The 20,904-nt window shown below is 72.3% G+C and carries 17 protein-coding genes; 11 read left to right on the top strand and 6 right to left on the bottom strand.

Translation table 11 applies throughout. The features are described 5' to 3' along the window. Positions 1-31: 31 nt before the first annotated feature. Entirely contained in the window at positions 32-886 is an 855-nt protein-coding gene (locus tag M4486_RS17455) for an arylamine N-acetyltransferase family protein (protein WP_249478595.1), read from the bottom strand. 111 nt (positions 887-997) lie between these two features. Here M4486_RS17455 and M4486_RS17460 point away from each other — a divergent pair, with 111 nt between their 5' ends. The 6 genes from M4486_RS17460 (at position 998) to M4486_RS17485 (ending at position 8,518) form a co-directional block, all read left to right on the top strand. Beyond that, positions 998-2,818, top strand: a complete 1,821-nt coding sequence (locus M4486_RS17460; RefSeq protein ID WP_249478596.1) for an ABC transporter ATP-binding protein — start codon at positions 998-1,000, stop codon at positions 2,816-2,818. Between the two features lie 117 nt (positions 2,819-2,935). Further along, positions 2,936-3,535 (top strand): short chain dehydrogenase, encoded by a 600-nt coding sequence (locus tag M4486_RS17465; RefSeq protein ID WP_249478597.1) that lies wholly within the window; start codon positions 2,936-2,938, stop codon positions 3,533-3,535. A gap of 189 nt (positions 3,536-3,724) precedes the next feature. Beyond that, a complete protein-coding gene (locus M4486_RS17470; RefSeq protein WP_249478598.1) occupies positions 3,725-5,032 on the top strand; it encodes an SPFH domain-containing protein in 1,308 nt (435 codons plus the stop codon). Positions 5,033-5,198: 166 nt separating this feature from the next. After that, positions 5,199-6,503, top strand: a complete 1,305-nt coding sequence (locus M4486_RS17475; protein ID WP_249478599.1) for a TFIIB-type zinc ribbon-containing protein — start codon at positions 5,199-5,201, stop codon at positions 6,501-6,503. A 12-nt stretch (positions 6,504-6,515) separates the two neighbouring features. After that, positions 6,516-6,824, top strand: a complete 309-nt coding sequence (locus M4486_RS17480) for a hypothetical protein (protein ID WP_249478600.1) — start codon at positions 6,516-6,518, stop codon at positions 6,822-6,824. Continuing rightward, positions 6,821-8,518, top strand: coding sequence for an FAD-binding dehydrogenase (locus tag M4486_RS17485; RefSeq protein ID WP_249478601.1), 1,698 nt, complete (start codon positions 6,821-6,823; stop codon positions 8,516-8,518). Before M4486_RS17480 ends, M4486_RS17485 begins: the two co-directional genes overlap by 4 nt. On the opposite strand, the gene M4486_RS17490 is transcribed toward M4486_RS17485, so the two are convergent. Beyond that, positions 8,503-9,375, bottom strand: a complete 873-nt coding sequence (locus tag M4486_RS17490; RefSeq protein WP_249478602.1) for an NAD(P)-dependent oxidoreductase — start codon at positions 9,373-9,375, stop codon at positions 8,503-8,505. The genes M4486_RS17485 and M4486_RS17490 overlap by 16 nt on opposite strands. A gap of 36 nt (positions 9,376-9,411) precedes the next feature. On the opposite strand from M4486_RS17490, the gene M4486_RS17495 reads away from it, so the two are divergent. After that, complete coding sequence (locus M4486_RS17495) at positions 9,412-10,266, top strand: sulfurtransferase (protein WP_249478603.1); 855 nt, start codon at positions 9,412-9,414, stop codon at positions 10,264-10,266. Continuing rightward, positions 10,263-11,021 carry a class I SAM-dependent methyltransferase gene (locus M4486_RS17500; protein ID WP_249478604.1) on the top strand — a complete coding sequence of 253 codons (759 nt, stop codon included), beginning with the start codon at positions 10,263-10,265 and terminating at the stop codon, positions 11,019-11,021. The genes M4486_RS17495 and M4486_RS17500 overlap by 4 nt, the downstream gene beginning before the upstream one ends. 52 nt (positions 11,022-11,073) lie before the next feature. Here the strand turns inward: M4486_RS17500 and M4486_RS17505 are convergent, their stop codons facing one another. After that, positions 11,074-12,903 (bottom strand): alpha/beta hydrolase, encoded by a 1,830-nt coding sequence (locus tag M4486_RS17505; RefSeq protein ID WP_249478605.1) that lies wholly within the window; start codon positions 12,901-12,903, stop codon positions 11,074-11,076. Between the two features lie 101 nt (positions 12,904-13,004). On the opposite strand from M4486_RS17505, the gene M4486_RS17510 reads away from it, so the two are divergent. After that, complete coding sequence (locus M4486_RS17510; protein ID WP_249478606.1) at positions 13,005-13,946, top strand: phosphoglycerate dehydrogenase; 942 nt, start codon at positions 13,005-13,007, stop codon at positions 13,944-13,946. A gap of 288 nt (positions 13,947-14,234) precedes the next feature. After that, the gene (locus M4486_RS17515) at positions 14,235-16,139 is read left to right on the top strand and encodes a BCCT family transporter (RefSeq protein WP_249478607.1); all 1,905 of its coding nucleotides are present in this window, start codon (positions 14,235-14,237) and stop codon (positions 16,137-16,139) included. A gap of 118 nt (positions 16,140-16,257) precedes the next feature. Here the strand turns inward: M4486_RS17515 and mtnN are convergent, their stop codons facing one another. Then, positions 16,258-17,037 carry a 5'-methylthioadenosine/S-adenosylhomocysteine nucleosidase gene (gene mtnN / locus M4486_RS17520; RefSeq protein WP_249478608.1) on the bottom strand — a complete coding sequence of 260 codons (780 nt, stop codon included), beginning with the start codon at positions 17,035-17,037 and terminating at the stop codon, positions 16,258-16,260. Positions 17,038-17,107: 70 nt separating this feature from the next. Between mtnN and M4486_RS17525 the strand changes: the two genes are divergently transcribed. Beyond that, positions 17,108-18,019: an alpha/beta hydrolase fold domain-containing protein gene (locus M4486_RS17525; protein ID WP_249478609.1), complete on the top strand. Its 912-nt coding sequence runs from the start codon at positions 17,108-17,110 to the stop codon at positions 18,017-18,019. 89 nt (positions 18,020-18,108) lie between these two features. Here M4486_RS17525 and M4486_RS17530 read toward each other — a convergent pair whose 3' ends face one another. Both M4486_RS17530 and argS read right to left on the bottom strand, forming a co-directional pair. After that, positions 18,109-18,813 carry a lysoplasmalogenase family protein gene (locus tag M4486_RS17530; RefSeq protein WP_249478610.1) on the bottom strand — a complete coding sequence of 235 codons (705 nt, stop codon included), beginning with the start codon at positions 18,811-18,813 and terminating at the stop codon, positions 18,109-18,111. A gap of 151 nt (positions 18,814-18,964) precedes the next feature. Beyond that, positions 18,965-20,704, bottom strand: a complete 1,740-nt coding sequence (gene argS, locus M4486_RS17535; protein WP_249478611.1) for an arginine--tRNA ligase — start codon at positions 20,702-20,704, stop codon at positions 18,965-18,967. Between the last annotated feature and the right edge of the window lie 200 nt (positions 20,705-20,904).

The raw sequence follows: 20,904 nt of genomic DNA on the forward strand, positions 1-20,904 counted from the left end.
GCGGCCCTGACGCTGCGAACCCGGCCCCGCGTCAGTCCGCGGAGCCGTCCTCGCCGACGTTCTGCTCGAGGAGTCGGCGCAGCGTCGCGGCCCGGTCCGGGGTCATGGAGGCCCCGAGGCCCCGTGCGGTGTCCACGGACTGCGCGGGCGTGAGGTCGCGACGCTCGGTGGGGTCACCCTCCCGGCGGATGGTCAGCGCCGTGTCCGCGAGGCTGAAGTGGCCCTCCTCCATGAACCTCGAGACGATCAGGTGATGGGTGAAGGGGCCCGAATCCGGGTCCCTCGACGTGATCACGTGGCCGCCGCGCACGTCGGCCGGCACCACGGGCAGGGTGTCGATCACGTGGGCGGTGCTGTCCCTGCGACGCAGCTCCCAGGTCTCCGCGCCGCCCGCCGTGCCGCGGTGCAGCGAGTACTCGCCGTGCGCCTCGTGCCGCACGGCGCCGTCGGACATCCGCATCGGCTCGGTGATCGAGAGCCCGAAACCGGGGTCGCAGAGCAGCCTCGTGTCCTCGATCTGCACCTCGACGGCCATGTGGGTGCGGGTGTTGACCGGGCTGTGCACGCGCCCCAGGCGCCGGGTCACCGCGAACCCGAGCGACTCGCACGTCGCGGCGAACAGCTGGGCGTGCTCGAAGCAGTACCCGCCGGTGCGCTCGACCAGCAGCCGGCGGGACACGGTCGCGGGCGCCACCCCCGGATGATCGCCCAGGAGCACGTCCACGTTCGCGAAGGGGAACGTGTGCACGTGCCGGCGATGGAGCTCGGCGAGCAGAGCGAGGTCCGGCTCCGAGCGCTCGAGCCCGAGGAGCTCGAGGTGGAGATCGACGTCGACGTCGGAGACATGCCAGGGGTCGGGGGCGGGAGTCATCGAGTCGCGGCTCATGCGTCCAGCCTAGAAGCCCGGCTCGTGGGCGAGGCCGGCGGGATCTGTCCGGGGCTTCGCTGGTAGCGGAGCGGCGGGTCCCCCCAGGAGCCCGGCACCTAGGCTGACACGGTGTCGTCCCTCGTGCGCATCGTGCGCTTCACCCGTGAGCTGTCCCCGCTCTACCTCCTCATCGTCCTCTGCTCGGTCGTCACCGCGCTGACCGGCCTCGCCGTCCCCTTCATCATCGGTCACGCGACCGACGTGGTCACCGGTGCCGTGGGCGGCAGCATCGACGCCGCCTCCGCCACCCGCACCGTGCTCTGGCTCGCCTTCGCGCTGCTGCTCGCGGAGCTCGCGAACACGCTTCTGTCGAACCTCGGCGGCTACTACGGCGACCGCATGAGCAACCGCCTGCGCACGATCCTCTCGGTGCGCTACTTCGACAAGCTGCTCGCCCTGCCGCAGCGCTGGTTCGACACCGAGCTGACCGGCACGATCGTCTCGCGCCTGAACCGTTCGATCGCCGAGGTCTCGAACTTCGCGAAGACCTTCTCGAACTCCTTCGCGACGATGCTCATCACGACCTTCGCGGTCCTGGGCATCTCCGCCTTCTACTTCTGGCCGCTCGCGGTGCTGCTGCTCGTCATCTTCCCGGTCTACGTGTGGCTGACCGCGCTGACCTCGAAGAAGTGGCAGAAGCTCGAGGGCGCGAAGAACGAGCAGGTGGACCACGCGGGCGGGCGCTTCGCCGAGGTCATCGGCCAGATCCGCGTCGTGAAGTCCTTCGTGCGCGAGCGCTCGGAGCTCGACGGCTTCCGGGGGCGCTTCGAGGCGACCGACGATCTCACCTCCGAGCAGTCCGCCCACTGGCACCGCATGGACGTGCTGCGCCGCGGCGTCCTGAACGTCATCTTCTTCGCGATCTACGCGATCATCTTCGTGCTCACCGCGCGCGGCCAGTTCTCGCTGGGCCAGATGGTGCTGCTGATCCAGCTGATGAACATGGCACGCGACCCCGTGCAGTCGATGAGCTGGGTGATCGACTCGTCCCAGCGTGCGATCGCGGGCTCCCGCGACTACTTCCGCGTCATGGAGACGCCCGTGGATCCGCGCACCCCGCACGTGGCGGCCGCACCCGGCGCCGACGGCCTCGAGGCGGAGGATCTGCCCGTGCCCGTCCTCGGCGCACCGATGATCGCCTTCGATGACGTCCGCTTCGCCTACGAGAACGGCGAGGACGTCCTGCACGGGGTCTCCTTCGACGTCGCGCGCGGGGAGAAGGTCGCCCTGGTCGGCGAGTCCGGCGGCGGCAAGTCCACGATCGTGAACCTGCTGCTCGGCCTCTACGAGACCCGCACCGGACGCGTCGACATCGCCGGCCATCCCCTCACGGACCTGCCGCTGGGCCAGCTGCGCCGCGAGATCGGCGTGGTCTTCCAGGACGCCGCCCTGTTCTCCGGCACGATCCGGGAGAACATCGCCTACGGCAGGCCCGATGCGTCCGACGAGGAGATCCGCGAGGCCGCCCGCCGTGCGAACGCCGACCGCTTCATCGAGCGCTTCACCGGCGGATACGACACCGTGATCGGGGAGCGCGGGCTGCGGCTCTCCGGCGGTCAGCGCCAGCGGATCGCGGTGGCCCGCGCGATGCTCAAGGACGCGCCGATCCTCGTGCTCGACGAGGCGACGTCGGCCCTGGACACCAAGGCCGAGCGGCAGGTGCAGGCCGGGCTCGAGGAGCTCATGGCCGGACGCACCTCGCTGATCATCGCCCACCGCCTCTCGACGATCGCGAGCGTGGACCGCATCGTCACCCTGCGCGACGGGCACGTCGACGAGATCGGCGCCCCGGAGGACCTCGCGGCATCCGGCGGCATCTACGCCGAGCTCCTGTCGCTGCAGGACTCGGGACGGAAGAAGGATCTGGCGAGGTTCGGTTTCCGCGCCTAGGGCGAGGCGGACGGGGCATGCGGCGGTCCTGCAGCCGCCCGGACGGCCCGACCCACACCAGCCGCCCGCGCGCAAGAATGGACGCGACAGCAGACCGGAAGAAAAGGACCCCAGCACATGACCAAGCGCATCCTCGTCGTCGGAGCCCGTGGACTCATCGGATCGGAGGCGGCCTCCGCACTCGAAGCTGCAGGCCACGAGGTCATCCGGGCCTCGCGCAGCAGCGGCGAGCACGTCGACCTCACCGACCCCGCCTCGATCGAGGCCCTCTTCGAGCGCATCGGCGATGTCGACGCGGTCGTCTCGACCACCGGCGTCGTCGCCTTCAAGCCCTTCACCGAGCTCACCCTCGACGACTTCCGCGACGGCGTGGCGGACAAGGCCCTCGGCCAGATCGCCCTCGTCACGCTCGGCGCGGCGCATGTGCGCGATGGCGGTTCGTTCACCCTCACCAGCGGAGTCCTCTCCGCGGAGCCGATCGAGACCGGCGCCGCCGCGTCGGTCGCCAACGGCGCGCTGGACTCGTTCGCGATCGCCGCCGCCGTCGGCCTGCCCCGCGGCATCCGCATCAACACCGTGAGCCCCAGTGTCATCGCCGAGGCCACCGGCTACCACTCCAGCTTCCCCGGCTTCCCGCAGACCCCCGTCGCCGAGGCGGCCCGCGCGGTCGTCCGCTCGGTCGACGGCGTGGAGACGGGGCAGATCTTCTCGGTCTGATCCCCGCGGAGGCCGGAGGTCGGATGCCGGATTCCGGATGCGGGGCGCGCGCCGCCGGGCGCCGGATGCCCGGCAGCGCCGCCCCGCACAGCCCCTTCTTCGGGAACTCCACAGCTCCTGCTCAGGGCGGTCGATAGCATGGTCCGCATCACATGACGACCGGCCTCCCGGGGGACGAAGGAGATCAGCATGGGCTTCATCCAGGCATTCAAGGGCGCCATCGGCGGCATGTTCGCCGACCAGTGGAAGGACTTCCTCACGGTGCCCGACGGGCTCCCGGCGACGGCGGCCCTGTTCCCCGCGGTCCCGCGCGGCACCAACGCCGGCCGCGGCTCGAACGTGCGCGGCTCGCAGTCGATCATCACCAACGGCTCCCGGATCCTCGTGCCCGAGGGCTACGGCCTGGTGACGGTGCTCGACGGCAAGGCGACCGGCTTCATCACCGAGGCGGGCGGCTACGAGTTCCAGGGCGATGCGCCGGACTCGAAGTCCGTCTTCGCCGGGGACGACGTGATGTCCTCGACCGTGGGCATGAGCTGGGAGCGCTTCAAGTTCGGTGGCCGCCCCACCTCCCAGCAGCTCGCGTTCTTCGTGAACCTCAAGGAGATCCCCGACAACCGCTTCGGCACGCAGTCGGAGATCTACTGGGACGACGCCTACCTCAACGCGCAGGTCGGGGCGCTGGCCCGCGGCTCGTACACGATGCGGATCCTCGACCCGCTGCTGTTCGTGCACAACTACGTGCCCGCCTCGTTCATCACCGAGAACGCCGGGGTCTTCGACTTCTCCGACCCGGACAACCCGGCCGGCAACCAGCTGTTCCGCGAGGTCGTGTCCTCGCTCGCCGCCGCGTTCTCCCGCTACACGAACGACCCCGACAAGGGGAACCGGATCACCCGCATCCAGTCCGACGCCGTCGGCTTCGCGCAGTCCCTCGCGGCCGTCGTCGAGGAGGACTACCGCTGGTCGAGCGACCGCGGCCTCGCGATCGTGAAGGTCGCGATCGCCTCGATCGAGTACGACCAGAACACCCGCGCGCTACTCAACGACGTCCAGAAGGCCGACGCCCTCTCCGGCAACCGCTCGCAGTCCTTCATGAACCAGGCCGTCGCCCGCGGCGTCCAGGGCGCCGGCGAGAACGGCGGCGGCCAGGGCCTCGCGATGATGGGCATGGGCATGAACGCGACCGGCGGGATCGTGCAGCCCTCGCAGGCCCAGACCCCTCCCGGACTGAACTTCGGGAACCAGCAGGGTCAGCAGCAGGGCCAGCAGAACCAGCAGCAGGGCCAGCAGACCGCTGGCGAGCCCGACCAGGCCCAGGCCGCGGGAGCCTCGGCAGGCGCTTCCGGAGGGGCTCCGGCCGACGGGGCCGCCGGCTCCGCTCCGGCCGCGGACGACCCGGTCGCCAAGCTCGGCCAGTACAAGCAGATGCTGGACCAGGGGCTGATCTCGCAGGAGGACTACGACGCGGCCAAGAAGAAGGCGCTGGGTCTCTGACCCGGCCGTCGGCCCCCCTGGCACCTCGACACCAGACCACGGAAGACCCGCGATGAGCCAGCAGCCCGGTGACCCCGCGCGTCCGACCGGACCCGCGGGGCCTCCGCCCGCTGCGCCGGGAGCGCAGCCTCCGATCCAGCAGCCCCCGGCGGAGCAGCAGCCGCCGGTGCAGCAGCCTCCCGCTCCGACGCAGCAGGCGCCGTCGGCCCCTGGCGCGCAGCCTCCTCCGCCCGCCCCCGCCGAGCAGATCCAGGACGCGATCGACGAGGCCACATCGGGCGACCGTGTCATCGACACCGATCGGGGCAAGAGCCACGGGCTGGACAAGTGCCCGCGTTGCGGGTCCTCCGACGTCCACTACCGGATCGAGTCCCGTGCGCTCGTCTGCGACTACTGCCGCAACGAGTGGAACGAGGACAACGCCGAGAAGGCGTTCCACCTCGACACACCGATCCAGGAGCTGCGCGGCGACCATGTCGCCTCCGGCGCGCAGGACGTCCAGGCCGGCGATTCGATGGTCACCATCAAGTGCCAGGGCTGCGGCGCCGAGATCGTCGTGAAGTCCGACGAGACCCTGCAGGCCCGCTGCCACTGGTGCCGCCAGGTGCTCTCGATCAACCATCAGATCCCCAACGGCGCCGTCCCCGACGCGGTGCTGCCCTTCACGCTCACCCGCGAGCAGGCGGTCGAGCAGATCAAGAAGTTCGTCGACTCCCGCCGCACCTTCGCCAATCGCACCTTCGTCAAGGAGTTCGTGCCGGACAACGTCAAGGGCGTCTACATGCCCTACATGGTGGTGGACGGCAACCTGCACACCGATCTGCGCGGCACCGGCGAGATCACCACCCGCACCTACACGGTCCAGCGCCGCGTCGGGAAGGACCAGACGGTCTCCGAGCGCTACTGGGACGCGAGCGTCCACGAGCTGGGTCGCAGCTTCGACGTGCTGGTCAACGACCTCACGGCCGGCTCCTCGCGGCAGTACGACCGCACCGACTCCTCGGCCGCGACCAACTACATCCTCGACGCGGTCCAGCCGTACGACACCCGCGAGGCGCTCGTGTTCAACCCGAACTACCTCTCGCGCTTCACCTCCGAGCGCCGCGACCTGGACATCGACGACCTCGACGAGCGGGTCGAGGACAAGTTCCTCACGATCGCGCGGGAGAAGGCGCGTCCCACGATCGCCCAGTACGACCGCGGCGTGCGCTGGGAGCGCGAGGGCGTCGCGATCCGCGGCACCCGCTGGATCACGATGTACGTCCCGGTGTGGCTGTACAGCTACTACCAGCAGACGTCGAAGGGCAGCTACGTCCACTACATCGCGGTGAACGGCCGCACCGGCAAGACCATGGGGTCCGTCCCCGTGTCCCATCCGCGGATCTTCAGCCTGGCCTGCGCGGGCGGCGCGGTCGCGACCGCCGCCGCGGCGGTCGTGGGCTGGGGAGTCTTCCTCACCCAGGGATTCTGAGAGGAGCAGGCCATGGACACCATCCTGGCGGCGCAGGTGCTGCTGGCCGACGGCGGCAGCTCCGAGGGCGGGCTGTTCGCCCTCGCGCTCCCGTTCGTCGTGGGACCGGCCGTGTTCGGCGCGATCTACGGCGGCATCTACCGCTACTACCGCAACAAGGACAAGCGGTTCGGCTTCGAGCGCGAGACCGACATCCAGGTCGGCAACCTCCAGGCCTTCGACCACCACGTCGGCGACAAGAACCGCCAGCGCAGCGCCACGATGTCGGGCGCGAACCAGGACGATCCGCTGCAGCGCGTGGGACGGCTGGAGGTGCGGTGAGCACCCCGCACGCCGCTCGCCCCGCGGCACATCACCTCGCGGCCGACGCGATCGTCGTGGGAGCGGGCCTGGCCGGGCTCGTCGCCGCCTGCGAGATCGCCGACGCCGGGCACGACGTGCTGCTCCTCGAGCGCGAGGGCATGGCGGACCTCGGCGGGCAGGCGCACTGGAGCTTCGGCGGACTGTTCCTCGTGGACAGCCCCGAACAGCGCCGCCTGGGGATCCGCGACTCCCTCGCGCTGGCGCATCAGGACTGGATGGGCTCCGCGCGCTTCGAGCGGCCCGAGGACCACTGGCCCCGCGCCTGGGCCGAGGCCTACCTGCGCTTCGCCGCGGGGGAGAAGCGCGCCTGGCTGCACGGGATGGGCGTGCGGTTCTTCCCCGTCGTCGGCTGGGCCGAGCGCGGCGACGGCACCGCCGAGGGCCACGGCAACTCCGTGCCCCGCTTCCACGTCACCTGGGGCACGGGACCCGGCGTGCTCGAGCCGTTCCTGCGCCGCCTCGCCGCGCACCGCGAGAGCGGGCGGATCCGCCTGCGCACCCGCCACGCCGTCGAGGCGCTGATCCTCGAGGACGGGCGTGCGGTCGGGGTGCGCGGGCACGTCCTGGAGGCCGACGCGACGCCGCGCGGGGTCGCCTCGACCCGTCGGCCGACGGGCGAGTTCGAGGCCCGCGCGGGCGCCGTGCTGCTCGCCACCGGAGGCATCGGCGGCAACCCCGACCTGGTGGGCGAGCTGTGGCCGCAGCGCCTGGGCACCATGCCCGGGGACGTGGTGCGCGGTGTGCCCGCGAGCGTCGACGGCGCCGGCATGGTGATGGCGCGCGACGCCGGCGCGCACTGGATCAACGCCGACCGCATGTGGCACTACACCGAGGGGCTGCGCAACTGGGATCCCGTGTGGGAAGGGCACGGGATCCGCATCCTCCCCGGCCCCTCGTCGCTGTGGGTCGACGCGCGCGGGGAGCGGCTGCCCGCTCCCGCCTATCCCGGCTTCGACACCACGGGCACGCTGCGGATCCTGCGCGAGCGCGGGGGCGAGCACTCGTGGTTCGTGCTCACCCGCAGGATCATCGAGAAGGAGTTCGTGCTCTCCGGGAGCGAGCAGAATCCCGATCTCACCGGCAAGGACCTGCGCGCGGTGCTGGGGAGGGTGCGGCCCGGGGCGCCGCCGCCCGTGCAGGCCTTTCTGGACCGCGGCGAGGACTTCGTGACCGCGAGTGACGTCCCCGGCCTCGTGCAGAAGATGAACGCCCTGGTGGGGGAGGACCTCGTGGATGCCGAGCGGCTCGAGACGCAGATCCGGGCCCGCGACGCCGAGGTCGTGAACCGCTTCGCGAAGGACACCCAGATCACCGCGATCCGCGGCGCCCGCCGCTACGTCGGCGACCGGCTCATCCGCACCGCGGCCCCGCACCGCCTGCTGGATCCTGCGGCGGGTCCCCTGATCGCGGTGCGCCTGCACGTGCTGCTGCGCAAGACCCTCGGCGGCCTCGAGACCGACCTCGACGGCCGCGTGCAGTGCGCGCCCGCGGCGGGCGGCGGCGCGTTCGACGGCCTGTTCGCCGCGGGTGAGGCCTCCGGCTTCGGGGGCGGCGGCTACCACGGGAACTCGGCGCTCGAGGGCACCTTCCTGGGCGGATGCCTCTTCTCGGGCCGACAGGCCGGGCGGGGGATCGCTCAGGAGCTGGGCTGATCCCCGGGGCCGTCGTGCACGAACATGGCCGAGAAGTCGTGCTCGCCGCGGTCCGCCTTCTGCTGTCCCTCGAGGGAGTCCAGGGCCGCGTGCAGCGCCGGCAGGTCCTCGTCCTCTCCCGTGTCCGCCACCGTGTCGAGCATGAGGCGTGCGTCCTTCGCGATCGCGTCGACCGTGAAGTCGCCGCCCTCGGTCGAGCGCTCGCCGCGCACGAACGGCCCCTTCATGCCGGCGATGAACGCGAGGCCCGTCGAGCCCAGCATGTCGAGGGTCGCCTCGTCGGACACGCCGCACGCCGCGCCGAGGGCGAGCGCCTCCTTCAGCCCCTGCGCGCTCACGGCGAGCGCGAGGTTCGCCAGCAGCTTGCCGGTCGCGGCCTCTCGGCCCGAGCCGACCTGGACCAGGCGATCGGGGTCCGCCCACGGAGCGACGAGATCGGCGACCTGCGCCCGGCGGTCCGCGTCGGCCGAGCCCACGTAGACCCCGAGCATGCCCGTGCGCGCCGGGCCCAGCGTTCCCACGACGGGCGCGGCGACGTAGGAGGCGACCGCGCCGGCGAACTCATCGGCGTCGGCGGGGGAGACGGTCGTGGTGTCGACCCAGGTCACGTCCTCCGGGATCAGACCCGGGCCGGTGACCACCTCGCGGACGGCGGCAGGGCCGAACAGGCTCGTGACCACGACGTCCGCGCCCTGGACGGCCTCCTCGGGGGCGTCGACCACGCGGGCTCCGCCCTTCTCGACGATCCGCGTGCGCTCACGGGTGCGGTTCCAGGCCACGAGCTCGTGGCCCGCGCCCAGCAGCTGCAGGGCAAGCTCCGTGCCCATCCGTCCGGTGCCCAGGAATGCGATCCTCATACCCGACAGTCTGGCACTGCTCCTAGAGTGGCATCCATGACTTCCGCGCCCGCCCTGCCCCCGGTCATCGACATCGATCGCTTCCGAGCTCTGCGCGAGGAGCCTGGGGTGCGCGTCGCCGAGGTGCGCTGGGCGCTCGACGGGTCCAAGGACCGCTCGACCTTCCTCGCCGGCCACGTGCCCGGCTCCGTGTACATCGACCTGGGCGCCGATCTCGCCGCTCCCGCACGACCGGACGCCGGGCGCCACCCGCTGCCGGACCCCGCCGACTTCGCCGCCGCCCTCGGCGCGGCGGGCATCGGAGACGGCGTCACCGTGCTCGCCCTCGACGACACCGACGGCTCGCAGGCCTCGCGCCTGGTGTGGATGCTGCGCGCCCTCGGCGTGGACGCCGCGCTGCTGGACGGTGGGCTCGGCGCCTGGACGGCCGACGGCGGCGAGCTCTCGACGGAGGACCCGGCACCGGACGCCGCCACGTTCACCCCGCGCTCGTGGGGGAGGGGCGTCACCGCGACGGCCGACGAGGTCGAGGCCGCTGCCGGCAGCGAGGGCTCGGTCGTCATCGACGCCCGCGCATCCGAGCGGTTCCGCGGCGAGACCGAGCCCGTCGACCCGCGCGCAGGTCACGTGCCCGGTGCGATCAACGTCCCGTTCGCGGGGAACATCGGGGCCGACGGGCGGTTCCGCGACCCGCAGGCGCTGCGCGAGCGCTTCGAGTCCGCGGGCGTGGGCGGCGAGGACGAGATCATCGTCTACTGCGGCTCCGGCGTCACCGCGACCCACGACCTGCTGGCACTCGAGCGCGCCGGCTTCACCGGCGCGCGGCTGTACCCCGGCTCGTGGTCGCAGTGGAGCGCGGACGCGGGCCGCGAGGTCGCGACCGGCGCATGAGGGACTGGGGCGGTGTCGCGGACGCCTACGAGAGATCGTTCGCCCGCCTGTGCGCCGGCACGATCCCGGCGCTGCTCTCCGACGCCGACGGGCCTCGGATGCTGGACGTCGGCTGCGGCAGCGGCGAGCTCGCCGAACGGGCGGAGGCGGAGGGCAGCTCGATGACCGCCGTCGATGCCGATCCGCAGATGGTCTCGCGCACGCGGGAGCGCATCCGCGGCGAGGTGCTCGAGGGGGCTCTTCCCGATCTCCCGCTGGCCGACGGCGCCTTCGACTCCGTCGTGGCGAACTTCGTGATCAACCACGTCGCCCGCCCGGCGGACGCAGTGGCCGAGCTCGCGCGGGTGACTCGTGCCGGCGGCCGCGTCGCGATGACGATCTGGCCGACCGGGGGCGCGGGGTGGCAGGCGCTCGTCGGCGAATGCTTCGACGCCGCGGGCTTCGTCCACGTGCCCTCCGAGCGCCTCCCGCCTGCGCTCGACTTCCCGCGCACTCCGGAGGGCCTCGCGGACCTCGCCCGCGGGGCTGGCCTGGTGCCCCGGACGGCGCGGGAGCTGAGCTGGGAGTGGGACACCGCCCCGGACGACCTGTGGTCCGGCCTCCGCGCCGGCATCGGCGGAGCCGGTGCCGCGTACCTGGCGCAGGATCAGGAGGCGAGAGAGCGGGCGGACGACGAGTTCCGGTCCCGCACCGGGAACGACGAGCACCTGGTGCTTCCCGCCTGCACTGTCTACGTCGTCGGGGAGAAGCCCTGACCCGTGCGGCCTCCGAGCCGCCCTGGATCCCATGCGTCGAACTCGGACGCCCTCACCCCGCCCCCAGCCGCTGCTGGATCGCCCGCACCACACGCCCTCTGTCCACCGACGGGTCGAGGCCGAGGACCGCGGCCCAGACCAGCACGACCTCCTCGTGGTAGCTGTGGCCGTGGCCGCCGTCGACCTCGGCGGAGAGCGGCATGTCCGCCGCGATCTGCCAGAAGGTGATCCACGGCGCCCAGCCCACGGCGCCGGTGACGTCCCTGCCCACGCGCTCGCGCAGCCAGTCGGGCTTCCTCACCAGCAGGGACGGCTGCCACCAGACGACAGGGTCCGAGGCGTGCTGCACGTAGGCCACGCGCGGGGGCAGCCAGGGCCCGAAGGCCGGGCCGCGGCCGTGGAAGGGGCGATGCAGATCGGCCGGCTCGGTGATGAAGCGGACGTGCTCGCCGTCGCCCACCACCGGTGCGATCTCCGGCGTGCCAGGCCGTCGTGCCTCGGTGAGCTCGCGCCAGATCGGCGTGAATCCCGGGGTGCCCGTCCACACCGCGCCGTCGATGCGCGCGAGCATCTCCGAGACGTCGCCGAACGTCGCGTGGCCGGCGAAGGAGCCGAGCGACTCTCCGGCCGCGAACAGACGCGGGCGCTCGTGCGGGGGCATCGCGTCGAGCCTCCCGCGCACCGCCTCGAACAGCAGACGTCCCGCACGCTGCGGGGTGCGCCGGTCCAGCACGTAGTTCAGGGCGCTCGAGTAGACCGAGTACTGCAGCGAGGCGGTCGCGCAGTCGCCGCCGGTGAGGAACTCGACCGAGGACAGCGCCCACTCCTGCAGCCACCCCGTGCCCGTCCCCGTGAACAGCACGAGCACCTCGCGCTCCCACGCGCGGGTGCGGTCGAGCTCGGCGACCACGGCCGCGACGGTCTGCTCGAGCGTGCGGTCCGAGCGCTTGCCCGCGTACACGCGGATGGGCGTGCGCGCGCTCCTCCCTGTGGCCTGCGCGATCTCCTCGGCGCTCGCCGCGGAGGAGACGATGCGCCGTCCCGCGGCGCCCAGGGACTCCCAGCTCTCGTTCGAGGCCATCGACCCGGACACCAGCTCGGAGGCGGGACGCCGAAGATCGGGGGAGAGCAGCCGGTTGGCCTGCTCGGCGCGCTCGATCATCCGCTCGAGCACCTGACCGCGCACCAGGCGGTCGATCGCGACCGCGAGCGTCGCCGAGGTGAGCAGGGCGGAGCCGATGCCGACGGCGAGCGGCGGCAGATAGGCGCGCAGCAGCAGCCGGTACAGGCGGGCCGTCGCGCCCACGACACGGGACGCCATGAGCACGCCGGCGAAGATCCCGAGTCCCGCGGCGGTGCCGACGGCATGCGTGGCGAGGTTCTTCGGCTCGCGGTCCACGAGCACGCTGATCTCCCGCTGCCGCAGCGCACCCCGCGTCCACGAGTAGGCGGTGATGCCGACCAGCGCCGCCGCGCCGCCCCAGCGCAGGATCTCCCGGCGCCGCGGACTGAGGGGCTCGCGCGCCGCGGGATGGGGGAGGCGACGCACGAGCATCCGGCCGCCGCGGCCCAGCACCACGCCCGAGGTGTAGCCGTAGGTGGTGGACAGCGCGTAGTTCGCCGCCCACATCCACCAGGTGCGCGGCAGCAGGCTCGGGGAGGTCGCGATCCAGCCGGCCATGCTCGCGCCCAGGAAGCCCGAGGCGCTCAGCGGGGTCGTGGTCGCCACGCGGCCCGCGGCGCGGCGGATCATGCGGCGCGTCGCCCGCGGCGCCACGTCGGCATGGACGGTGCGCGCGAGGCGGCCGAGAGCGCGCAGCAGGCGCCGCGAGGACGAGGGGGAGGGGTCGCGCGTGGGGCGGAGTGCCGAACCGATGCGCATGCACCCAGGCTAGTGCTCCCGACCGGCAGGCTCTGCGCGATGCGGTGTCCGGATCCGACGTCGGGCCCGCGCCCGCGCGCCCGACGTCCTAGCCTTGTGCCATGAAGATCCTGCTGCCGGACACGATGGAGCTCGACCCCGCCCTGCCCGAGGGGTGGGAGGCCGTCGTCGTCGACGCCCGCGAGCCGATCCCCGCCGAGCACCATGACGCCGAGGTCCTCGTGGTCTGGGGCTCCTCGCGCCGCCATCTCGAGTCCGCCGCGCGCGACCTGGGCTCCCTGCGCCTCGTGCAGTCCCTCGCCGCCGGGGTCGACGGGATCCTCGCCGCCGGATTCGCCGACGACGTGGTGATCGCGACCGGCGCGGGCCTGCACTCGCGCACCGTGAGCGAGCACGCCCTGGCCCTGCTGCTCACGCTCGTGCGGCGCCTGCCCGAGGCGCGGATCGCCCAGGAGCATCACGAGTGGTCGCGCGAGCTCGGCGGCCTGCAGCCCCTCCACCCCGAGGGCCGCCTCACCACCCTGCTCGACGCCCGCGTGCTGATCTGGGGCTTCGGCGAGATCGGGCAGACCCTCGCCCTGATCCTCGCCGCCCTCGGCGCGCACGTGCGCGGGGTCGCCCGCAGTGCGGGGGAGCGCTCCGGCTTCGAGGTCATCGCCGCGGACGACGTCATGTCCGCCCTGCCGGGGACAGACGTCCTCGTCGACATCCTCCCGGCCTCACCGGAGACCGCGGGAGCCGTCGGCCGCGAGGTGCTGGACGCGCTGCCGGACCACGCGATCCTCGTGAACGTGGGGCGCGGGGCCACCGTCGACCAGGACGCCCTGCTCGACGCCCTCGAGGACGGGCGACTGGGCGCCGCAGGCATCGACGTCACCGATCCCGAGCCGCTCCCGGCCGACGACCCGCTGTGGGGAGCGCCGCGGCTGCTCATCACGCCGCACGGCGCGGGCGGGCGTCCCGTCGGCGCCGACGAGAGGATCGCGCGGAATGTCCGCTCGCTCACGCTCGGCGAGGAGATCCTGCACACCACCGCGCGCTGAGCCCGACCGTCGGCCCGCGCGCCCGGTGCCGATCGTCCTCGCCCCATATCGCCGCCCGGGAGCGGTGCGCGAGCCGTCGTCCGCCCGTCCCACCTGCACGGATGGGCGGACGCGTCGGAGGGGCCGATGTGCTGGCGCTCGTCGGCCCCCAGGGGCTCAGGCCATCGCCTCCCGGCGTCCACGCCCCGGGCCCCGCACCGGCTCGCGGGTTAAAGTGAAGGGCTTTTGTCCCTCGCCCCCACCGTACGAAAGGACATGCGGCCGCGCCTCCTGGCCGCAGACCCCTGTATGAGCAGCGACACCGATACCCATCAGCTCCTCGAGCAGCTCGATGCCGCGAAGGCCTCTGCCGAGAACCCGCCGCCCCGCCGCAAGGGGCTCGACAAGTTCGTCTTCTTCCCCGCCGCCGTCCTCGCGATCGCGTTCGTCCTGTGGGGCGTCATCAGCCCCGCGGGCCTCGGCGGCGTCGCGACCAATCTTCTCAACGGCACCATGTCGAACTTCGGCTGGCTGTTCGTCATCGCCGGCTCCGTGTTCACCGTCTTCGTCATCGTCGTCGCCTTCAGCCGCTTCGGCTCGATCCCGCTGGGCAAGGACGATGAGGAGCCCGAGTTCAAGACCAGCTCCTGGATCGCCATGATGTTCGCGACCGGCATGGGCATCGGCCTCATCTTCTACGGTGTGGGCGAGCCGCTGTTCTTCTACCTCTCCCCGCCGCCCAACACGGTCGAGCCGGAGGCCGCGCAGGCCGCCGCCACCGCCATGGGCCAGACCGCGTTCCACTGGACCCTGTACCCGTGGGCGATGTACGCGATCGTGGGCCTCGGCGTCGCCTACGGCTCGTTCCGCCTGGGCCGCTCCCAGCTGTTCTCCTCGATGTTCACCGGCCTGTTCGGCGAGCGCGCCGTGAACGGCGTCGGCGGCAAGATCATCAACATCCTGGCGATCCTCGCGACCCTGTTCGGCTCCGCCTGCTCCCTGGGCCTGGGCGCCCTGCAGATCGGCGGCGGCATCACCGCCTCCGGCCTCATGGACAAGGTGACCAGCCCGATCCTCGTGATCATCATCGCGGTGCTCACCGCGTGCTTCGTGGCCTCGGCGGTCTCGGGCATCGAGAAGGGCATCCAGATGCTCTCGAACATCAACATGGTGCTCGCGGTGCTGCTGGCGGTCATCGTGTTCATCGGCGGGCCCACCCTGTTCATCCTGAACATCATCCCGTCCACCATCGGCGAGTTCATCAAGGACCTGCCGCAGATGGCATCGCGCACCTCCGCGAACGGCGGCGGCGACGTGCAGAGCTGGCTGTCCACCTGGACCGTCTTCTACTGGGCGTGGTGGATCTCCTGGTCGCCCTTCGTGGGCCTGTTCATCGCCCGCATCTCCCGCGGCCGCACCGTGCGCCAGTTCGTCACCGGCGTGCTGCTGGTGCCCTCGGGCATCTCGATCCTGTGGTTCGCGATCTTCGGCGGCGGGGCCATCGGCCTGCAGGAGCGCGCCGAGCAGGCGGGCGACACCGCGAAGAAGCTCGCCCAGACCGGCGACGACATCAACTTCGACACCGTCCTGTTCGACCTGCTGAACCACATGCCGGTCCCGCACTGGATCTACATCGTGCTGGTCGTCCTCTCGGTGGTCCTGGTGGCGATCTTCTTCGTCACCGGCGCGGACTCCGCCTCGATCGTCATGGGCGGTCTCGCCGAGAACGGCGCCGAGGAGCCGCGCAAGTTCCAGGTCATCTTCTGGGGCGTCGCCACCGGCGCCGTCGCGGCGGTCATGCTGCTCGCGGGCGGCGATGATCCCGCGGAGGCGCTGAACGGTCTGAAGAACATCACGATCGTCTCCGCCCTGCCCTTCGTGATCGTGATGCTGCTGCTGTGCATCTCGATCTGGAAGGACATGTCCAAGGACCCGCTGGTGCTGCAGAACCGCCTCGCGCGCGCCGTGCTCGTCGACTCGGTCTCGGCCGGCATCGACATGCACGACGGCGAGGTGTTCCAGCTGCGCACCCACTCCGCGCCCTCGGACTCCGACAGCGAGCCGAAGCTCGTGCCCACCGGACGCAAGTCCGACGGGACCCCGACGAGGGACGCCGGCGCCGACGGGGAGAACACCCATCGGGCCGACGCCTCGAGCGATGCTCCGAGCGACGCCCCGGCGGACGCCGACGAGAAGGGCACGGACGAGCGCTGAGCGCCTGAGCCCGAGCCCGGTCCGAGGGGATCCCCCGGACGCACAGGAGCCCCCGATCCGCCGCTGCGGATCGGGGGCTCCTGCACGTGCGGGGTGGGGAGAAGGGGGCCCGGCCGGCTCAGCCCGCCGCCACGTCCTCCAGCAGCCGGCAGACCGCGCGGGCCGACGTCTCGGCGACCACGTCGAGCTCGAGATGGAACTGCTCGTCGGCCGCGGGCCCGCAGAGATCCGAGATCGCGCGCATCGCGAGGAACGGCACCCCCAGCGACGAGCAGGTCTGGGCGATCGCCGTGGACTCCATGTCGGCGCTCAGGGCGCCGGGGAAGCGCTCGCGCATGGGCGCGGCGATCTCGGCGGTCACGAAGGCGTCGCCGGAGAGCATGAGGCCGCGGCGCACGCCGTGCGCGGTCGCCGTGTCCTCGGCCGCGCGCGCCGCGAGGTCCACCAGGCGCGGATCGGTGCGGAAGCGCTCGGGGCCGCCGGGCACCTGGCCGGGCGCATAGCCGAAGGCGGTCGCGTCGGCGATCGAGTAGGTGAAGGACTCACCGATCACGAGCGTGCCCACGCCGATCCCGGAGGCGAGGCCGCCCGCCGAGCCCGCGCTGATCACCAGACGCGGATGCTGGGTGAGGATGCCCCAGGTCGCCGCGGAGGTCGCCGCGCTGATGCCGATCCCGCTGGTCGCGACCACGGCGTCGAGCCCGCCCAGGGTCCCCGCCCAGGCGTGGGCCGGGGCCGACAGCGGGAGGTCCGCGCGGCGCGGCGAGAGCATGCGCTCGACCAGCGGCGAGGCTTCCTCGTCCATCGCGGCGAGGATCAGGACCGGCCCGCTCCCGCGCAGGACCGGGCGCTCGGCGGCGGGGGAGTGCGCGCCCGAGGGTGTGGTGGAGGACGTCATGACGTGCAGGCTACCTGCGGCTCGGAGTCGCTAGGCTGGAGGGGACCGAGCCCACCGCACAGGAGACGTGATGAGTCGTATCCGCGACGCCGCGATCATGGCAGGACGCACCCTGCGCCGGCTGCCTCTGCCGAAGGTTTTCTACACCCATACGCTGCGTGAGGCCCGCCGCCCGATGCCCGGGGGCGGGGTCCTCAAGCGCCACGCGGTGGACGTGGAGATGATCGACCGCACCCGCTGCGTCTGGCTGGACCGCCACCACGCCTCGAACGGTGTGATCGTCCACCTGCACGGCGGCGCCTTCCTCTCCGGCCCGTTCCCGGGCGACTGGGGGTGGCTCTCCCGGCAGGCCGACGCCCAGCAGTGCGCGGGACTGCTCGTCGACTACCGCACCGCGCCGGACCACCAGCATCCCGTCGCGCTCGAGGACGTCGAGGCCGTGCTCGCGCAGCTCGCCGGCTCCGGCGCGCTCGGCGAGGCGCCGTGGGTGCTCTCGTGCCACAACGCGGGGGCCGCGCTCGCGCTCGCCGTCGTGCGTCGCATCCGCGACGGCGTCGGGCCGCTGGCAGACATCCCCGAGCCGGCGCTGCTCGTGCTCATGTCCCCCTGGACGGACCTCGAGCTCGCCAACACCGGCATGACCGAGACCGGCCGTCGGGACTTCCCGCAGGAGCGGCGCCTGCTCACGCTCGCCGCGCAGTCCTACGCGGGCCGCACGCCCCTGGACGACCAGGACCTCTCCCCGGTCAACGCACACCTCCACGACCTCCCGCCGATCCACCTCAGCGTGGGCACGGACGACATCTTCCTCACCGATGCCCGCGTGCTGCGCCTGCAGCTCGAGGAGGCGGGCCCCGAGGTCTCCTACCGGGAGATCCACGGGCGCCTCGCGTTCCTCTCGGGGCTGCGTCCGGGCGAGGAGATGGGGCGGCTGCTCACCGAGCAGCGTGCGGCGATCGCGAAGGCGCTGGGCACGGACTGAGCGGCTGGCCGGCCGACTGGCGTGCCGGTCGGCGACCGTCCCGTCCGGGGGAGCGACCCGTCGAACGAGCGGGCGTCGACCCGCGGTGATCAGCCCTCGATGATCACGAGCGAGGCGCCGCTGCTGGGCTGAGGGGCCCAGCGGCGCGCTGGCACGGTGCGCAGCAGCCCCAGCACCAGCAGGGCGTTGCCCGCGATGTAGGAGCCCATCACCCACAGGTCGGACTCGGGGATCCAGGCGCCCGGCAGGAACCAGGACATGCCCAGCACGGAGCTCGAGAGCAGCAGCAGGGTGCCGCCGATCCAGGTCAGCGGGTTCACGCCGGCCGAGAGGAAGGCGACGGCGGCGAGCACCAGCGCGTAGACGACCAGCAGCGGCAGCAGGCTCCCGGCACCGCCCGCGCACGCGAGGAACAGTCCGATGACGACCCCGCCGTAGGGGATCGCGAGCAGCAGGTGCAGCCCGTCGAGCTCACGCAGCCAGTACGGGGCGAGCGTCGCCGCGTAGACGACGAGCGCGAGCAGGAACAGCACGGAGGTCGCGCCGTGCGCCCATGGCGTGAAGCCCGGGGCGATGTCGGCGAGGAACGCCAGGGCGAGCGCGAAGGTGAGGCGCTTGGCCATGCGCTGGGTGAGCGAGAGCGCGCTGAGGACCGCGACGATGAGCGCGGGGGCGAGCAGGGCCTTGGTGGCCAGCGCGAGGGCACCGGTGTTCGTCACGAGGGCGATCATGTGCAGGACGGCCGCGACGATGTAGACCGCCCACGCGGCCGCATGCGTCCTCCGGCTTCTCACCACCGTCACAGGTTACGAAGCGCCGGCGCGTGATGACCAGCGACTTCTGTACCGCAGCAGGACACGGTTCGGTCACGAACGGACACGGTTCCGTCACGACGCCGGTGAACATGCACCCATGACCGGACATGCCGGATTCCCGGGCCGGTCCTCACATGCGCTGGGGCGCGCGCACCCCCAGGGCGTCGAGCCCCTCGACGAGGACCCGCTCGGTGAGCTCGGCCAGCGCGAGCCGCCCCCCGCGCACCTCGTCGTCGGACTCCTTGAGGATCGGGGACGCGTCGTAGAAGGCCGTGAAGGCCTGCGCGAGGGAGAACAGGTAGGCGCACAGCCGATGCGGCTCGTACGCGGCGCCCACCTGGACCAGCGTGGGGCCGAACTGCAGCAGCTCGAGGGCGAGCGCCCGCTCGGCGTCGTTCTCGACGCGCGGGGCCGGGCCGGCGATGATGCCCTGCTCGGCGGCGCGCCGCGAGATCGAGCGGATCCGCGCGACCGCGTACTGCAGGTAGGGGGCGGTGTTGCCGGTGAGGGCGAGCATCCGCTCGAGGTCGAAGACGTAGTCGGAGTCGTGCGCGGTCGAGAGGTCCGCGTACTTCACGCCGCCGATGCCCACGGCGTGCGCGATCTCGGCGCGCTCGTCCTCGGGCAGGTCGGGGCGCAGCTCGTCGATGACGCCCCGGGCGGTCTGCACGGCCTCCTCGAGCAGGGACATCAGGCGCAGCGAGCTGCCCGAGCGGGTGCGCAGGATCTTCCCGTCCTCGCCGAGCACCGAACCGATCTTCACGTGCGTCGCCTCGACGTCGTCCGTGAGCCAGCCCGCCTCGCGCGCGGTCTCGAAGACCATGTTCATGTGCAGCTCCTGCGCGGAGCCGATCACGTAGGCGATGCGGTCGGCGCGCAGGTCCTGGATGCGGTGGCGGATGGCCGCGAGGTCGGTCGTGCCGTACCCGTAGCCGCCGTCGGACTTGCGGATGATCAGCGGCAGCGGCTTCTCGTCGCGGCCGATGAACCCCTCGGGGAACACGCACAGCGCGCCGTCGGAGATCCGGGCGAGCCCGTCGGCCTCGAGCTGCTTCGCGACGATCTCGAGCTGGTCGTTGTAGCTGGACTCCCCGGCGAGGTCGTCGTCCGTGAGGGTCACGTCCAGCATGTCGTAGATGCGGTGGAAGTACTGCTTGGACAGCTCCACCAGTCGGGTCCAGATCTCCAGGGTCTGCCGGTCCCCGGCCTGCAGGGTGACCACGCGGGAGCGCGCACGGTCCGCGAAGGCGGCGTCGCCGTCGAACTTCGCGCGGGCGTGCTGGTAGAACGCGTTCGGGTCGCTCTCCAGGAGCTTCGCCTCGTCGCCGTCCTCGCCCACGTCCAGCAAGTGCTCGATGAGCATGCCGAAGGGTGTGCCCCAGTCGCCGATGTGGTTCTGGCGCACGACGGTGTGACCGAGCTTCTCGAGAGTGCGCGCGAGGGCGTCGCCCACGACCGTGGTGCGCAGGTGGCCGACGTGCATCTCCTTGGCGACGTTCGGCGCCGAGTAGTCGATGGCCACGGTGTCGGCGTGATCGGGCGCGGGGATGCCCAGGTGCGACTCGGGGGCGGCGAGCTCGGCCGCCTGGTTCCCGATCCAGTCCGTGCGCAGGCGGATGTTGAGGAAGCCGGGCCCCGCGATCTCCGGGGTCTCGGCGAGGCCGGTGAGGTCGACGGCGTCCAGGATCTGCTGGGCCACGTCCCGGGGCTTCGCGCCCACGCGCTTCGCGAGGCCCATCGCCGCGTTGCACTGGAAGTCGGCGAACTGCGAGGGGCGGATGATCGGATCCGCGTCGCGGAACTCCTCCCCGAAGGCCTGGGCGAAGGCGGACTGGAAGCGCTCGGTGAGCGCGAGCTCGGGTGCTGGCATGCCTCCCAGCGTACCCAGGCACGGCCCGGGGGAGCACGCCCGCGAGCAGGCATGCGACCGCGGCCACGCTCCCGGCCCGTCGGCCGACGGCGCGCCCCGGACGGACGCACGGCCTCCCCGCCTAGAATCGGCCCGCAGAAGGCTCTGGAGCCCGGCGTCGTCCGAGGACGACGGATCGGGCAGGATCGGGGCCGCAGGGT

The sequence above is a fragment of the Brachybacterium kimchii genome, assembly GCF_023373525.1.
In the GTDB taxonomy this organism is placed as follows: Bacteria; Actinomycetota; Actinomycetes; order Actinomycetales; family Dermabacteraceae; genus Brachybacterium; species Brachybacterium kimchii.

Excerpts from the sequence above, each read along its gene's own strand:
- M4486_RS17455 (WP_249478595.1), bottom strand. The coding sequence starts at position 886 with ATGAGCCGCGACTCGATGACTCCCGCCCCCGACCCCTGGCATGTCTCC.
- M4486_RS17465 (WP_249478597.1), top strand. The coding sequence starts at position 2,936 with ATGACCAAGCGCATCCTCGTCGTCGGAGCCCGTGGACTCATCGGATCG.
- M4486_RS17470 (WP_249478598.1), top strand. The coding sequence starts at position 3,725 with ATGGGCTTCATCCAGGCATTCAAGGGCGCCATCGGCGGCATGTTCGCC.
- M4486_RS17480 (WP_249478600.1), top strand. The coding sequence starts at position 6,516 with ATGGACACCATCCTGGCGGCGCAGGTGCTGCTGGCCGACGGCGGCAGC.
- M4486_RS17490 (WP_249478602.1), bottom strand. The coding sequence starts at position 9,375 with ATGAGGATCGCATTCCTGGGCACCGGACGGATGGGCACGGAGCTTGCC.
- M4486_RS17495 (WP_249478603.1), top strand. The coding sequence starts at position 9,412 with ATGACTTCCGCGCCCGCCCTGCCCCCGGTCATCGACATCGATCGCTTC.
- M4486_RS17500 (WP_249478604.1), top strand. The coding sequence starts at position 10,263 with ATGAGGGACTGGGGCGGTGTCGCGGACGCCTACGAGAGATCGTTCGCC.
- M4486_RS17505 (WP_249478605.1), bottom strand. The coding sequence starts at position 12,903 with ATGCGCATCGGTTCGGCACTCCGCCCCACGCGCGACCCCTCCCCCTCG.
- M4486_RS17510 (WP_249478606.1), top strand. The coding sequence starts at position 13,005 with ATGAAGATCCTGCTGCCGGACACGATGGAGCTCGACCCCGCCCTGCCC.
- M4486_RS17515 (WP_249478607.1), top strand. The coding sequence starts at position 14,235 with ATGAGCAGCGACACCGATACCCATCAGCTCCTCGAGCAGCTCGATGCC.
- mtnN (WP_249478608.1), bottom strand. The coding sequence starts at position 17,037 with ATGACGTCCTCCACCACACCCTCGGGCGCGCACTCCCCCGCCGCCGAG.
- M4486_RS17525 (WP_249478609.1), top strand. The coding sequence starts at position 17,108 with ATGAGTCGTATCCGCGACGCCGCGATCATGGCAGGACGCACCCTGCGC.
- argS (WP_249478611.1), bottom strand. The coding sequence starts at position 20,704 with ATGCCAGCACCCGAGCTCGCGCTCACCGAGCGCTTCCAGTCCGCCTTC.